12 protein-coding genes are annotated in these 15,525 nt (G+C 67.6%); 2 read left to right on the top strand and 10 right to left on the bottom strand.

Annotated elements, in window-relative coordinates:
• Positions 1–84: 84 nt before the first annotated feature.
• From AC07PA_RS11175 to uvrA, 3 genes are all read right to left on the bottom strand, one after another.
• Positions 85–585: a hypothetical protein gene (locus tag AC07PA_RS11175; protein ID WP_145695929.1), complete on the bottom strand. Its 501-nt coding sequence runs from the start codon at positions 583–585 to the stop codon at positions 85–87.
• A gap of 234 nt (positions 586–819) precedes the next feature.
• Positions 820–1,533 (bottom strand): hypothetical protein, encoded by a 714-nt coding sequence (locus tag AC07PA_RS11170; protein ID WP_494605357.1) that lies wholly within the window; start codon positions 1,531–1,533, stop codon positions 820–822.
• 222 nt (positions 1,534–1,755) lie between these two features.
• Complete coding sequence (gene uvrA, locus AC07PA_RS11165; RefSeq protein ID WP_494605355.1) at positions 1,756–7,632, bottom strand: excinuclease ABC subunit UvrA; 5,877 nt, start codon at positions 7,630–7,632, stop codon at positions 1,756–1,758.
• Positions 7,633–7,811: 179 nt separating this feature from the next.
• Here uvrA and AC07PA_RS11160 point away from each other — a divergent pair, with 179 nt between their 5' ends.
• Complete coding sequence (locus tag AC07PA_RS11160; protein WP_007859372.1) at positions 7,812–8,930, top strand: ABC transporter substrate-binding protein; 1,119 nt, start codon at positions 7,812–7,814, stop codon at positions 8,928–8,930.
• Between the two features lie 101 nt (positions 8,931–9,031).
• Positions 9,032–10,162, top strand: coding sequence for an ABC transporter substrate-binding protein (locus AC07PA_RS11155; protein WP_494605353.1), 1,131 nt, complete (start codon positions 9,032–9,034; stop codon positions 10,160–10,162).
• A 187-nt stretch (positions 10,163–10,349) separates the two neighbouring features.
• Here the strand turns inward: AC07PA_RS11155 and AC07PA_RS11150 are convergent, their stop codons facing one another.
• The 7 genes from AC07PA_RS11150 to AC07PA_RS11120 form a co-directional block, all read right to left on the bottom strand.
• Positions 10,350–10,508 carry a hypothetical protein gene (locus AC07PA_RS11150; RefSeq protein WP_007858372.1) on the bottom strand — a complete coding sequence of 53 codons (159 nt, stop codon included), beginning with the start codon at positions 10,506–10,508 and terminating at the stop codon, positions 10,350–10,352.
• A 143-nt stretch (positions 10,509–10,651) separates the two neighbouring features.
• Positions 10,652–12,322 carry an MFS transporter gene (locus tag AC07PA_RS11145; RefSeq protein ID WP_145695933.1) on the bottom strand — a complete coding sequence of 557 codons (1,671 nt, stop codon included), beginning with the start codon at positions 12,320–12,322 and terminating at the stop codon, positions 10,652–10,654.
• A 278-nt stretch (positions 12,323–12,600) separates the two neighbouring features.
• Complete coding sequence (locus AC07PA_RS11140) at positions 12,601–13,254, bottom strand: 2-hydroxychromene-2-carboxylate isomerase (RefSeq protein ID WP_494605350.1); 654 nt, start codon at positions 13,252–13,254, stop codon at positions 12,601–12,603.
• Positions 13,251–13,517, bottom strand: coding sequence for a DUF1289 domain-containing protein (locus AC07PA_RS11135; RefSeq protein ID WP_007858375.1), 267 nt, complete (start codon positions 13,515–13,517; stop codon positions 13,251–13,253). Before AC07PA_RS11135 ends, AC07PA_RS11140 begins: the two co-directional genes overlap by 4 nt.
• Positions 13,514–14,041: a YbaK/EbsC family protein gene (locus AC07PA_RS11130; RefSeq protein WP_007858376.1), complete on the bottom strand. Its 528-nt coding sequence runs from the start codon at positions 14,039–14,041 to the stop codon at positions 13,514–13,516. Before AC07PA_RS11130 ends, AC07PA_RS11135 begins: the two co-directional genes overlap by 4 nt.
• A gap of 83 nt (positions 14,042–14,124) precedes the next feature.
• Positions 14,125–15,033, bottom strand: a complete 909-nt coding sequence (locus tag AC07PA_RS11125) for a hydroxymethylglutaryl-CoA lyase (RefSeq protein ID WP_494605347.1) — start codon at positions 15,031–15,033, stop codon at positions 14,125–14,127.
• A 25-nt stretch (positions 15,034–15,058) separates the two neighbouring features.
• Positions 15,059–15,523, bottom strand: a complete 465-nt coding sequence (locus AC07PA_RS11120) for a DUF3592 domain-containing protein (RefSeq protein ID WP_007858378.1) — start codon at positions 15,521–15,523, stop codon at positions 15,059–15,061.
• Between the last annotated feature and the right edge of the window lie 2 nt (positions 15,524–15,525).

Here is a 15,525-nt window from a genome sequence, read left to right as displayed (position 1 = left end):
GACCGGGTGGAGCGGACTCGCCGGCCGAGGGGGGAAACAGGTTGAAGCAGGGCGGCTCAGGCCGCGAGGGCGATCGCTGGTGCGTCAGCAGCCCAGCGGGCGGTTGGGGCGCATGGGTACCACGCCGCTGACCCGCAGGGTGTTGGCGGAACCATCGGTGGCCGTAAGCGTCTTGCTGGTCAGGCGCACCTGGTTGCTGTCACGTGCGACCACCGTGTCCACGGTGTCGCCGTTGCTGTACTCCTTGCCGGCAAAGGTCACGAAGATCTGGTGCAGGCCGGTGGCATCCGGGCGGTAGCGCACGTCACCAAAGGCCGTTTCGGTCGAACCGACCTTGTTCGCGCCATCGAAGCGGAAGGTGCACAGCTCGGGCACGGAACCAATCGGGTTCTTCTTGTCGACCTCGGTCAGGTTGAGCGCACCGTTGCCGTACACGCCGTTGAGTCCGGACAGGGAGGCATTCGTCACCGTGAGCACCCCCGGCTCGTTGCTGGGTGTGGGTTCGTCGCTGTTGCCCCCACCGCAGGCGACAAGCAGCGCGCTGGCAGCGGCGATGGCAGAACAGGTCTTGAGGAGGGAGTTCATGGCGAGCGGCTTTGTCGTGTGGAGGTGGGGGTATCGTAGGAGCGGGGTCTTGCCGCTGGCGTGCGCCAACGCCCCTGTCGTGCGTAGGACCTTCGCCTACACGGAAAAGGGCAGGCAGCATCCGCAAAAAAGCCCGCCTCCCAGAGGGAAGCGGGCCACGGAACCAGTCGCAGTCGCAGGACCGGCCAAGGGGGAAACCACCGGATGTGCGCAGGAGCCGCCTGCGCCCCCGGGTCAGCAATTGGCATTGCGGGTAGCGTGCAGGGGAATGATGGCCGTCAGCTTCAGGGTATCGGTGGAACCGTCGGTGGCCCCCATGGTCTTGCTGGTGAAACGCACCAGGTTGCCACTGCGGTCCACCAGGGTATCCACCGAGTCGAGGCTGGCGTACTCCTTGCCGTTGAAGGTCAGGAACGCGAAATACAGGCCCGTGGCCGAAGGACGGTAGGTGATCTTGCCGAAGGCGGTAGGCACGCCTTGGGCGACCGCAGCAGGAGCCGCGCCGGTGAGCGAGACAGGTGCCGTGATGTTGCCGACCACAGCGGCCTGCGTGGTGGAGGTACCGACAATGGAAACAGGCGTGGTGGTCACGTCCACCACCGTGTTGGTGGTAGCGCCGGCCGTGGCGGTGGCATCCACCTTGTCGGCACCCATGAACTTGTAGGCGCAGGTGGCGGGCTTTGCGCCCATGGCTTCCTGGTAGTACACCTCGCTCAGCGTGAGCTGGCCGTTGCCATAGACCCCGTTCAGGCTGGGGATGGTTGCATCGGTGACCGTCAGAACACCGGGCTCGGTGCTGGGATCGGCATCGACGACGGCGGCGACGACTTCATTGCTGCTGGTGCTGCTGAAACTGCCGCTTCCACCGCCACCGCCACCACCGCCGCAGGCAGTGAGCAGTACCGATACGAGGGCCAGGGCAGTCAGGGTTGGAGTGTGTGAGGTCATGGCAGTAGGCGGGTAGTTAAGGGGTAGATCAGGGCTTTTGGGCTTGGCGCCTTTCCGCCGTTACCCATGAAACGAAGAGTAGGTTTTTCCCCTCTTTCGCCGCGTGCGCAGAGTTCCGCGCCTACCGTAGGACTTCGCCCAACCCCTGCGTGGGTTGGGCCCCCGGTCCCCTGTCCCTGCCCTGTCTGCCGTACAGAGCGGTTTTCGCTATCCCCTTGCGCCTCAGCGCGCCAGCACCGGCGCCAGCGCCTTCCCCGTGTGCGTACCCAGTTTCACCACCGCTTCCGGTGGCGCGGCGGCCACGATGCGCCCCCCTTCCTTGCCCCCTTCGGGCCCCAGGTCGATGATCCAGTCGGCCTCGGCGATCACATCCAGGTCGTGCTCGATCACCACCACGCTGTGCCCGCCGTCGACCAGGCGGTGCAGCACGCGGATGAGCTTGTCCACGTCGGCCATGTGCAGGCCGACGGTGGGCTCGTCGAGCACGTAGAGCGTGTGCGGTGCCTTCTGGCCACGCCGGCCCACTTCGTCGCGCACCTTGGTGAGCTCGGTCACGAGCTTGATGCGCTGAGCCTCACCGCCCGAGAGCGTGGGCGAGGGTTGGCCCAGCGTGAGGTAGCCCAGGCCCACATCCTTGAGCAACTGGAGCGGATGCGCGATGGAAGGCATGGAGGCAAAGAAGTCCACGGCCTCGTCCACCTCCATCTGCAGCACTTCGCCGATGCTCTTGCCACGCCAGGTCACGGCCAGCGTCTCGGGGTTGAAGCGCGCGCCGTGGCAGGCCTCGCAAGGCACCTTCACGTCGGGCAGGAAGCTCATGGCGATGGTGCGGATGCCCTGCCCTTCGCAGGTCGGGCAACGGCCCTCGCCGGTGTTGAAGCTGAAGCGCCCGGCCGCATAGCCGCGCGCCTTGGCTTCCAGCGTCTCGGCAAACAGCTTGCGGATGGTGTCCCAGAAGCCGATGTAGGTCGCAGGGCAGGAACGCGGCGTCTTGCCGATGGGCGTCTGGTCCACTTCCAGCACCCGGTCCACCGACTCGAAGCCTGCCAGGCCCGTGCAGCCCACCAGGGCTGGTGCCTTGCCCGCGTCCATGGCGTCGCGCCCGGCCTTGGTGGAGCGCTGCTGCACCCAGGCCTGCACGTTGCTGAGCAGCACGTCGCGCGCCAGCGTGGACTTGCCCGAGCCGCTCACGCCCGTGACCGCCACCAGGCGGTGCAGTGGCACGGTGGCCGTCACGTTCTGCAGGTTGTGCAGGTGCGCGCCATGCACGGTGAGCCAGCGGATGGCGGCGCGCGCCTTGGCATCGTCCAGGGCCTGCGCAGTGAGCGCCGCAGCCTGGGCTGCGCGCTTCTTGACCGCTGCGCTCTGCCGCCCCTTGGGCGCTTCCACGGGTTCGCCCAAGGCCGCGTCGGCGGCGCTCAGCTCGCTCGGCTGCATGCTGCGGCGCAGCTGCAGCGGGTGCTTCATGGCGTGCAGCAGGTAACGGCCGGTCTGCGAATCGCCGGCCGCCGTGATGTCGGCCACGCTGCCCTGCGCCACCAGGCGCCCGCCGCGCTTGCCGGCGCTGGGGCCGATGTCGATGATGTGGTCGGCACGGCGGATGGTGTCCTCGTCGTGCTCCACCACCACCAGCGTATTGCCCTTGTCGCCCAGCTTGTGCAGGGCGTTGAGCAGGATCTGGTTGTCGCGCGCATGCAGGCCGATGGTGGGCTCGTCGAGCACGTAGCACACGCCCTGCAGGTTGCTGCCCAGCTGTGCCGCCAGGCGGATGCGCTGTGCCTCGCCGCCCGAGAGCGTAGGCGCGCCGCGGTCCAGCGTGAGGTAGCCCAGGCCCACCTCTTCGAGGAATTCGAGGCGGCTGTTGATCTCGGGCACCAGGTCGCGCGCAATGTCGGCCTCGCGCCGGGTCATGCCGCCTTCGATCTGCAGCGTCTCGACCCAGCGGCGCACGTCGGTGACGGACAAGGCCGCGATGTCGGTGATACCGATGCCCGCAAAGCGCACGGCGCGCGCGGTGGCGTTCAGGCGCGTTCCCTGGCAGCCGGGGCACGCCGTGTCGGCCAGGTCCTCGACCTCGGGCTCGGCAAAGGTCTGCTCGCGGCCCTTCTCGTTGTCGTCCTGCACCGAATCGTCGAAGACCTTGCGCTGGTCCTTGGTGAGCTTGACGCCCGTGCCCACGCAATCGGGGCACCAGCCGTGCTTGCTGTTGTAGCTGAACAGGCGTGGGTCGAGTTCGGCGTACGAGGTCGCGCACACCGGGCAGGCGCGCTTGGTCGAGAACGCCTGCAGCGTGCCGATGGCCGCCGTGGGCGTACCGGCAAGCATGGCTTCGCGCAGGCCTTCGAGGCTGCTGAGCACGTGCACCACGCCCTTGCCATGCGTCAGCGCCTGGGCCAGCGATTCGCGCAGCAGCGCCTCACCCTCGGCCGACACGTCGATGCTGGCCACGGGCAGCTCGATGGTGTGCTCCTTGAAGCGGTCGATGCGCGGGAACCCCGTGGTGGGCAAAAAGTTGCCATCCACCCGCAGGTGGGTGAAGCCACGTGGACGCGCCCAGTCGGCCAGTTCGGTGTACACGCCCTTGCGGTTCATCACCAGCGGCGCGAGCAGGCCGATGTGCTGGCCGCGGAAGTTGCGCAGCAATTGCGCGGCAATGCTCTCGGGCGTCTGCGGCTGAACGGCGGCACCATCCTTCACGCAGTGCTGCGTGCCGAGCTTGACGTACAGCAGGCGCAAAAAGTGCCAGATCTCGGTGGTGGTGCCCACGGTGGACTTGCGCCCGCCGCGCGACAGGCGCTGCTCGATGGCCACGGTCGGCGGGATGCCGTAGACCGCGTCCACCTCGGGCCGGCCCGCGGGCTGCACGATGCTGCGCGCATAGGCGTTGAGCGATTCGAGGTAGCGGCGCTGCCCTTCGTTGAACAGGATGTCGAAGGCCAGCGTGGACTTGCCCGATCCGCTGACCCCCGTCACCACGTTGAAGCGGCCGCGCGGGATGTCGACGCTCAGGTTCTTGAGGTTGTGCTCCTTGGCGTTGATGATCTCGATGGCGTTCTTGGAGGTGTCGGCCTGGCCGGCATGCGCCAGCCGCTGCTGGCGGCGCAGCACCGCCGCCTTCTCGTGCACCGAATGGCCGCCGGCGCCCAGCGCCAGCTCGTAGTCGCGTAGCGCCTGGCCAGTGTGCGAGGTGGCGTGCTGGCGCACGTCCTCGGGCGTACCCTCGGCCACCAGCAGGCCACCGCCGTCGCCGCCTTCGGGGCCCAGGTCGATGAGCCAGTCGCTGGCGCGGATCACGTCCAGGTTGTGCTCGATCACGATCAGCGAGTGCCCGGCGTCGATGAGCTTGCGCAGTGCGCGCATGAGCTTGGCGATGTCGTCGAAGTGCAGGCCCGTGGTCGGTTCGTCGAACAGGAACAGCGTGCCCTTGCGTGCCACGGCCTGGCGCGATTTGGCCGCTGTGCGCGCCGCCTCGGCCAGGAAGCCCGCGAGCTTGAGGCGCTGGGCCTCGCCGCCCGAGAGCGTGGGCACGGGCTGGCCCAGGGCCACGTACTCGAGCCCCACGTCCACGATGGGCTGCAGCGCACGGATCACGTCGCGGTCGCTGGCGAACAGGTCGGCGGCCTCGGCCACCGTGAGGGCCAGCACGTCGGCCACGTTGAGCGCACGGCCACCGCGCTCGATGGTGATCTCCAGGATCTCGGGGCGGTAGCGCTTGCCGTCGCAGTCAGGGCAGCGCAGGTACACGTCGGACAGGAACTGCATCTCCACATGCTCGAAGCCCGAGCCACCGCAGGTCGGGCAGCGCCCGTCGCCGCTGTTGAAGCTGAACTTGGCGGCGGTGTAGCTGCGCTGTTTGGCCAGCGGCGCCACGGCGAACAGTTCGCGGATGCTGTCCCACGCACCCACGTAGCTCACGGGGTTGGAGCGCGCGGTCTTGCCAATGGGCGACTGGTCCACGAACACCACGTCCGACAGGTGGTCGGCGCCCAGCATGCGCTCGTGCGCGCCCGGCGAATCGGTGGCCTTGCCGAAGTGGCGCAGCAGCGCGGGGGCCAGCACGTCCTGGATCAGGCTCGACTTGCCCGAGCCGCTGACGCCGGTCACGGTGACCAGGCGCTGCAGCGGGAACTCGACCGACACGTCCTTCAGGTTGTGCTCGCGCGCGCCTTCGAGGACCAGGCGCGGCGTGGCCTCGGTCACCATGCGCTTGAAGCCGAAGCCCACGTGCTTGCGCCCGCTCAGGTAGGCGCCGGTCAACGTGTCCGCATGGCGCAGATCGGCCGTGGTGCCGTCGAACACGATCTGCCCGCCCAGACGGCCGGGGCCGGGGCCCATGTCGATCATGCGGTCGGCCGCGAGCATCACGGCCGGGTCGTGCTCCACCACCACCAGGGTATTGCCCGCATCGCGCAGGCGCAGCATGGCCTCTGTGATGCGGTGCATGTCGCGCGGGTGCAGGCCGATGCTGGGCTCGTCGAGCACGAACAGCGTATTGACCAGCGAGGTGCCGAGCGCCGTGGTCAGGTTGATGCGCTGCACCTCGCCGCCGCTCAGGGTGCGGCTCTGCCGGTCCAGCGTGAGGTAGCCGATGCCCACGTCGCACAGGTACTTGAGGCGTGTGGTGATCTCCTCGAACAGCAGCTTCAGGGCCTGGGTCTCACCCTCGTTGCCCTGTGCGCCCTCGGCCACGAAGTCGATGCGGTCGAAGAAACGGCGCAGCCGGTCGATGGGCAGCAGCATCAGGTCGTGCAGGCACAGGCCGGGCAGGGCCCCGAGCTGTGCACGGCTCCATTTCACGCCCTCGGGCAGGAAGCGCCGGCCGGGTTTGAGCACCGCGTCGGCCGCGTCCTTGCTGCCGATGCGCCACTGCAGGCTCTCGGTCTTGAGGCGCGCACCGGCGCAGGTGGGGCACGGCGTGTAGCTGCGGTACTTGGACAGCAGCACGCGGATGTGCATCTTGTAGGCCTTGCTCTCCAGGTACTCGAAGAAGCGCTTGATTCCGTACCACTGCTTGCTCCACTGCCCGTCCTTGTAGCCCGGCGTGCCGCCGATGACCCACTTCTTCTGGTCCTCGGTGAGCTTGTTCCACGGCGTGTCGCGCGGGATGCCGGCGCTCTCGGCATGGCGCATGAGGTCGTCCTGCGCCTCTTTCCAGGCCGGGGTCTGGATGGTCTTGATGGCGCCGGCACGCAGGGTGAGCTTGTCGTTGGGGATGACGAGGCCATAGTCCACCCCGATCACGCGGCCGAAGCCGCGGCAGGTCTCGCAGGCGCCCACGGCGGAATTGAACGAGAACATCGACGGGATCGGGTCGCTGTAGCGCAGGTCGCTGTCCGGGCAGTGCAGGCCCGTGGAAAAGCGCCACAGCTCGGGCTCGGCCTCGGGTGCATCGGCCAGGCGGTAGACGTTGAGCCGGCCCGTGCCGCGCTTCAAGGCCACCTCGATGGCCTCGATCACGCGCGCCTTCTCGGCATGGCCCAGGCGGAAGCGGTCGGCCACCACGTCGAGCAGCTTGCGCGGGCCGGTGGGCGTGGCCACCTCGCGCTCGGCCTGCACCTTGGTGAAGCCGCTGGCCGACAGCCACTGCTCGACCTGCTCGGCCGAGGTGTTGGCGGGCAGCTCGACGGGGAAGGTCAGCACGACGCGCGGATCGCCGCCCGCGGCGCAGCGGCGCTGCAGCTCGGCGTAAATGGTCTCGGGGCTGTCGTGGCGCACCGGCTGGGCGGTCTCGCGGTCGAACAGTTGGCCAGCACGTGCGAACAGCAGCTTCAGGTGGTCGTTGAGCTCGGTCATCGTGCCCACGGTGGAGCGCGAGCTGCGTACCGGGTTGGTCTGGTCGATGGCAATGGCCGGCGGCACCCCTTCGACCTTGTCCACGGCCGGCTTGTCCATGCGGTCCAGGAACTGGCGCGCGTAGGCGCTGAAGGTCTCCACATAGCGGCGCTGGCCTTCGGCATACAGGGTGTCGAAGACCAGGCTGGACTTGCCCGAGCCGCTCGGGCCCGTGACCACCGTGAGCTCCCCGGTGCGGATGTCCAGATCCAGGTTCTTGAGGTTGTGCTGGCGTGCGCCGCGGATACGGATCAGTCCCTGGGTCATGGAAGCAGTCTTTCGAGGTGAGGCGGGACATTCTAGGCAGCCCTGTTGCTCCCGTCCGGCCCCCTCGCAATACCCCCAGGCCTGACATCTGCTGACAAGTCCTGTCACGGCGTCGGGTTATGCCCGCTCGCCCGGCGCGAACATCTCTTAGAGTCACCCTCAATTCCAAGGAGACAACCATGAACAACACATGGAAACAATGGGGGGCGACCGCAGCCCTGGCCACCGTGCTGTGCGGCACAGGCCACGCGCAGATCCTGATCGGCCAGACGGCGGGTTACTCGGGCACGGTGGCAGCAGGGGTCAAGGAGACGGCCGATGGCGCCATGCTCTTCATCGATGCCGTCAACGCCAAGGGCGGCGTCAATGGCCAGAAGATCGAGATCGTCTCGATGGACGACAAGTTCGACCCCAAGCTGGCCGCCGATAATGCCCGCAAGCTGATCGAGGAAAAGAACGTGCTGGCCATGTTCCTCACGCGCGGCACGCCCCATACCGAGGCCATGATCCCCCTGCTGGACAAGCATGGCGTGGCGCTGGTGGGGCCCTCCACCGGCGCCATGGTGCTGCACCAGCCCGTGCGCAAGAACATCTTCAACGTGCGCGCCACCTACCAGCGCGAGGCAGAAAAGGCCATGACCCACCTGGCCTCGATGGGCATCACCCGCATTGCCCTGGTCTATGCCGACGACAGCTTTGGCGCCGACGGCCTCGCCGGCGCCCAGAAGGGCCTGGCCGCCAGCAAGCTGACGGCCACCGTGCTGGAAAAGTTCGACCGTGCCAAGCCGGACTTCGCCCCGATTGCCGCCAAGGTCGCCAAGGCCCAGGCGCAGGCCGTGCTGATGATCGCCTCGGGCTCGGCCGTGGTGGATGCGGGCAACGCCATCCGCAGCGCCGGCTCGGCTGCCCAGATCGTGACCCTGTCCAACAACGCGTCGGGGGGCTTCATCAAGAGCCTGGGCACCAACGCCCGCGGCGTGATCGTGACCCAGGTGTACCCCAACGAGCGGGCTGTGACCTATGGCATGGTCAAGGAAGCACAGACGCTGGCCAAGGCCAAGGGCGTGGCCGAGATCAGCCCCGCCATGCTCGAAGGCTTTGCCGCCGCCAAGGTGCTGGTCGAAGGCCTCAAGCGCGCCGGCCCCAAGCCCACGCGCGAGAAGGTCCAGATGGCGCTGGAGGGCATCCGGAAGTTCGACCTTGGCGGACTGGAGCTGAGCTATGGCCCCGACGACCACACGGGCCTGGATTTCGCCGACCTGTCCATCATCGGCACCGACGGCAAGTTCCGCCGCTGAAGCGGCGCCGGGGCTCACCTGGCAGGGATCAGGTAAAGCCCCGGCTACCTTTTGTCACACCTTCGGCCTACACTGTCGCGCTACCTACCACCAGGGTCCGTATGAAGCACCTTGCCGCCCTTCCCCTGAACACGGCCTGCGCCGCGCTTGTCCTGCTGGTCCTGTGGAGTAGTCCGGCCCAGGCGCAGATCCTCATCGGCCAGACCGTGGGCGTGACCGGCTCGGCCGCCGCCACGGTGCAGGAGTCCATGAAGGGTGCATCGCTCTACATCGACCACATCAACGCACGGGGCGGCGTCGGCGGGCAGAAGGTCGAGGTCATCACGCTCGACGACAAGTTCGACCCCAAGCTGACCCTGGAGAACACGCGCACGCTGATCGAGCAGAAGGGTGTGATCGGCCTGTTCATGACGCGCGGCACGCCGCACACCCAGGGCATCGTGCCGGTGCTGGAGCAGCACGGCGTGGCCCTGGTGGGTCCATCGACCGGCGCCATGGTGCTGCACAAGCCGGTGCTCAAGTACGTGTTCAACGTGCGCGCCACCTACCAGCGCGAGGTCGAAAAGGCCATCACCCACCTGAACACCCTGGGCATCAAGCAGATCGGCGTGGTGCACGTGGACGACACCTTCGGCGCCGACGGGCTGGCAGGCGCCCAGGCGGGCTTCAAGGCCAACAGCATCGAGGCCTTGTTCGTCGAGAAGTTCGACCGCGCCAAGCCCGACTACTCCGCCATCGCTCCGCGCGTGGCACAAAAGCAGCCGCAGGCGGTGATCTTCATCGGCACCGGCGCGGCCGTGGTGGACGGCATCAAGGCGCTGCGCGCCGCGGGCGTCACCGGGCAGATCGTGACCCTGTCGAACAACGCCTCGGGCGGCTTCGTGAAGGCCCTGGGCGACAGCGCGCGCGGCGTGGTGGTGACGCAGGTCTTCCCCTCCGAGCGCTCGCTCAACTACCCGCTGATCAAGGAGGCCATGGACCTCGCCAAGGCCGGCGGCGTGAGCGAACTCACCCCCGCCATGGTCGAGGGCTTCGTGAGCGCCAAGGTGCTGGTGGAAGGCCTCAAGCGCGCCGGCGCCAAGCCCGACCGCGCCAAGCTGCATGCGGGCCTGGAAGGCATCCGCAACTGGGACATGGGTGGGTTGACGCTGTCCTTCAGCAGCACCGATCACTCGGGCCTGGATTTCTCCGACCTCTCCATCATCGGCACCGACGGCCGATTCAAGCGGTAGTCGACGTGGACGGTCGTGGTGCCTGATCATCCAACGATCGCATAGCCAACGGGCTGCGCAACTGGCACGACCAAGACCCGTGCTCCCGCGCAAGGGCCGCCCCGCCGCGCGGGGAGCGTCCCCTCCCCGCGTTGCGCAGCAATGCGAGAGAGAGGGGGAAGGCGCGAAGCGACTCAGGGGGTGATTTCTAATGCGCTGCGCTGGCACCCGAGGCCGGGGCGGCGGGCACGTGCAACGAGTCGCCGCCGTGCTGCTCGCCGCCCATGTCCACCTTGTCACCTGCCTTCATGATGACGAACAGCGACAGGGCCGCAAACAGCACAAATCCGACAACGATCTTCCACATGGCTCATATCTCCTGAATTTTGGATGGGGGGTTGCTTGTTCAACAAAAAGGCCTCGCAGCTCCGCATGGCAGCTGCGAGGCCCTTTTCTGGAACACAGTGCCCACCCGGGGGAGCGGGCACTGGTCGCAGGGTGCCGGCGACCTCAGTCGTTGGCGTAGATATCCACGTCCTTGGTCTCGCGGATGAACAGCGTGCCGATCACCAGGGTCATGCTGGCGATGATGATCGGATACCACAGGCCGTTGTACATGTTGCCGGTCTGGGCCACGATGGCGAAGGCCGTGGTGGGCAGCAGGCCGCCGAACCAGCCATTGCCGATGTGGTAAGGCAGGCTCATCGAGGTGTAGCGGATGCGGGTCGGGAACATTTCCACCAGCATGGCGGCAATGGGGCCGTACACCATGGTCACCAGCAGCACCAGCCAGAACAGCAGCACCACGGTCAGGACCTTGTTGGTCTTGGCGGGGTCGGCCTTGGCGGGGTAGCCGGCGACCTTCAGGTCTTCGGACACTTCCTTCTTGAAGGCGGCAATGGCCTTGGCAGACGCTTCGTCGAACTTGAGGTTCACCACGTTGCCGGTAGGCGCCTCGACCGTCTTGGTGCCGATCTTGACCACGGCCTTGGAGCCTGCGGGGCCAGCCACGTTGTCGTAGCTCACCGAGTTCTGCACTAGGTAGCGCTTGGCGATGTCGCAGGAGCTGCGGAAGTCGATCTCACGCGCCACCGGGTTGCCCTGGAAGGAGCACGAGGCAGGGTCGGCCGTCACCACCACGCCAGCCGTGGCCTGGGCCTTGGCCAGGTCGGGGTTGGCGGCTTCGGTCAGCGCCTTGAACACGGGGAAGTAGGTCACCACGGCCAGCAGGCAGCCGGCCATGATGATGGGCTTGCGGCCGATCTTGTCCGACAGCGCGCCGAACACCACGAAGAAGGGTGTGCCCAGCAGCAGGGCGGCGGCGATCAGCAGGTTGGCGGTGGTGTTGTCCACCTTCAGTTGCTGCGTCAGGAAGAACAGCGCATAGAACTGGCCCGAGTACCAGACCACGGCCTGGCCGGCGGTCAGGCCCACCAGTGCCAGGATCACGATCTTCAGGTTCTTCCACTGGCCGAAGGATTCAGCCAGCGGGGCCTTGGAGGTCTTGCCCTCGGCCTTCATCTTCTGGAAGGCCGGCGATTCCGACAGCGACAGGCGAATCCACACCGAGATGCCCAGCAGCAGGATGGACACCAGGAACGGAATGCGCCAGCCCCAGTCCTGGAACACGGCCTCGCCCAGGCTCAGGCGCACGCCCAGGATCACCAGCAGGCTCAGGAACAGGCCCAGCGTGGCCGTGGTCTGGATCCAGGAGGTGTAGGCACCGCGCTTGCCGTGCGGGGCATGCTCGGCCACGTAGGTGGCAGCGCCGCCATACTCACCGCCCAGCGCGAGGCCTTGCAGCATGCGCAGGGCGATCAGGATGATGGGAGCGGCCACACCGATGGTGGCGTAGCTGGGCAGCAGGCCGACGATGAAGGTCGCCAGGCCCATGATCAGGATGGTGACCAGGAAGGTGTACTTGCGCCCGATCATGTCGCCCAGGCGGCCGAACACGATGGCACCGAAGGGCCGCACCAGGAAGCCCGCGGCAAACGCCAGCAGCGCGAAGATGAAGGCCGCGCCCGCATCCAGACCGCTGAAAAACTGCTTGGCAATGATGGCTGCGAGCGAGCCGTACAGATAAAAGTCGTACCACTCGAAAACGGTGCCGAGCGACGAAGCGAAGATGACCTTCTTCTCTTCGGCGGTCATCGGCCGCGGTGCGGGATGGGTTGCCATGGTTTGTCTCCTGTGTGATGTATCAGACCGCCCTCTGGTGCGGCTGCCCACATTCTTGGAGATTGCACTGACCACGCTCTGACGCGAAACCAACACGGCCTTTCACCAAACTGACCGCGCTCTGACAACTTAGGGTGAAACCCTTGGAGCCGCTTTCAGGATGCGAGAAGGCACGCGCGCCGGCTGGTGTTTACCCCAACAGGCCAGTGTGCGCGCTGTCAGGAAGACTGCGTGCAGGCAGCAGGCTTTTCTGCGCACGAACCGGGTGTGGGGCGATGTCAGCCCTTGGCCACGAGGCCCGACGGCACAGCGCTCACCGCGCCCCATTCGGGCCCCTCGAACCAGGCATCGCCGTCAAGGTAGGCGCGCAGCATGGGCAGGCCGTCGAGCCCCCAGAAGAGCCTGCCGTCCACCGCGAAGGCGGGCACGCCGAAGACCCCGGCCGCCTGCGCGGCCTCGGTGTTGGCGCGCAGCAGCGCCTTGGGGCCCTCGCTCGCGATGTCCTGGCCGGGCCGCAGCTGCTCGGACAATGCAGCGGCCAGATCGGCCATGCGCGCCGCGTCCAGTGCGTCCTGCCCGCCCTGCCAGACATGGCGCAGCACGGTGCCGGCCACGTAGCGGTTGATGTTGCCATCGTCGCTGCAGGCCAGCGCCTGGCGCAGCAGCGGCAGCGGGTTGAAGGGGTGGCGCGCCGGCATCTGCAGGCCGATGCCGTGGGCGTGGCCGAGCCAGGTCACGTGGCGGTAGGTCCAGTCGCGTTTGGGCGCAATGCCGGCGGGCCCCGGGTTGGCGTGCTGCGCCAGCAGGGCACCGAGCAGCACAGGCTGGTAGGCCACGCTGTAGCTCTGCCCTTCGAGCACCTCGGGCAGGCGCTCGAAGGCCAGCCAGGCATAGGGCGAGATGAAGTCCAGGTAGAAGGTGATGTGTTTCATGGTGGTGCCTCCTTGGCGAGTGGCGCAATGCCCGCGCGCAACAACAACTGCGCCCAGACCGCACGGCGCACGGTGCTGTCGGCGCCGCCCCAGATGCGGATCTCGTCCAGCGTGCGAAAGCAGCCCTCGCAGTGGCTGCGGTCGGGCGACATGCGGCACACCGAAATGCAGGGCGAGGGCACGGGCGCGCTGCTGCCGGCAACGAAATGCCCGGCCGCCCCGATCTGGCGGGCGTGGCTGGCCAGCAGTTCGACCGGGGTCATGCTGCCGCAGCAGGCGCTGAGGGTGGAGCGGGCTCCTGCACCACATCTACCACGGGCGCGCCGGTCAGGCGCGTGAGGTCGCTCGGGTGCAGCGGGAACACGCTGTGCGGGTGCCCGGCCGCGGCCCAGACCACGTCGAAACGCAGCAGGTCGCGGTCGATCAGCGTGACCGGCGGCGTGGCATGCGCCAGCGGCGACACGCCGCCGATGGAAAAGCCGGTGCGCGCCTTGACGAACTCGGCATCGGCCCGGCCGACCTTGCCCACATGGGCCTCGACCTTCTTCTCGTCCACGCGCCGGTCGCCCGAGGTCACCACGAGCACCGCCACGTCGTCGCTCTTGCGCCGGAAGATGATGCTCTTGGCCACCTGGCCCACGAGGATGCCCAGCGCATCGGCCGCCTGCTGCGCGGTGCGCGCCGCATCATCGAGCATCTGCGGCATGTGCGGATGGCCTTGCGCCTGCAGCGCCGCTGCCACCCGTTGCACGCCTTCCGGCAAGTTCTTCAGTTCCGCTCCGCACATATCCAAGGTGTTCCTGCACTGGTCATGGTGGGGCGGCACCCCGCCGCCCCTGGGTCGCCATTGTCGGGCTTTCGCCCAGGGGGTCAGCCCGCGCGCTTGGTGATCAGCGCATTGGCCGCGCGCGAATTGGGCTTGCGGACCAGAAAATCGCTGATGTAGGCCCCCGCATCGATGAGCTTGTCGAGGTCGATGCCGGTGTCGATGCCCATGCCGTGCAGCATGTAGACCACGTCCTCGGTGGCCACGTTGCCCGTGGCGCCCTTGGCATAGGGGCAGCCGCCCAGGCCCGCCACCGAGGTGTCGTACTGCCACACGCCCATCTCCAGCGTGGCCAGGGTGTTGGCCAGGGCCTGGCCGTAGGTGTCGTGGAAATGGCCAGAGACGTCGTCGATGCCGTAGTGCTGCAGCGTGGCCTCCATGGCGCGCTGCACCTTGCGCGGCGTGCCCACGCCGATGGTGTCGGCAACGCCCACGTGCTGCACGCCGATGCCCTTCATCAGGCCGGCCAGGTAGGCCACGCGCTCGGGCGCGATCTCGCCCTCGTAGGGGCAGCCCACCGTGCAGCTCATGGCGCCGCGCACGTGGATGCCGGCCGCGCGCGCGGCCTCCACTACCGGGGCGAAGCGCTCGATGCTCTCGGCGATGGAGCAGTTGATGTTCTTCTGGCTGAAGGCCTCGCTGGCCGAGCCGAAGACCACGATCTCGTCGGGCCGGTCGACCACCGCGGCCTCGTAGCCTTTGAGGTTGGGGGTGAGCACCGAGTAGACGATGCCCGCCTGGCGCGCAATGCCTTGCATGACCTCGTGGTTGTCCGCCATCTGCGGCACCCACTTGGGCGAGACATAGCTCGTTACCTCGATGTTCTTGAGGCCCGCGTCCTGCAGGCGGTGCACCAGGCCGATCTTGACCACGGCGGGCACGGGGGATTTCTCGTTCTGCAGGCCGTCGCGCGGGCCGACGTCGACGAGTTTGACTTGGGTGGGAATGCTCATGGGGAAGTCTCCGATGGAAATGGGGTCAGGCCATGGCCGGCCTGGGCCGAAAGCGCAGCAGCAGTCCGCCCACGGCCATGCCGATCAGGCCGGCCAGCAACAGGCCGACGCCAATGAAGCCCTTGATCCAGCGGGAGCTGCTGATCTCGGCCTGCGAGGGGTCCCGGGACGGATAGCGGACCGTGACGGATTCACCGACGGAATGCTGGGCCTGCAGGCGCCGCAGCACTGGATCGGTCACGCGCAGGGTCTGGCCCTCCTGGGTGGTGAACTCCACCATGCTCTGGCTGCCATGGGCCGTGCGGCCCATCGTGCCTGCGGTGCCCGGCACCAGGGCCACAACGCGCCCCTGGGCCGAACGCATGTCGCCCACCAGGTTCAGGCTGGATGCCAGCAGCCAGGCCGCGCCCAGCGCTGTCAGGGCCCCGGGAACGAGCAGGACCCAGCCCAGCAGGCCGAGGAAATGGCGAAAGGGAGAGTTGGATGCCATGC

The sequence above is a fragment of the Acidovorax sp. GW821-FHT09B03 genome, from assembly GCF_059418305.1.
Note: the sequence above shows the minus strand (reverse complement) of the source record. Positions and strands in the feature narration are given on the sequence as shown.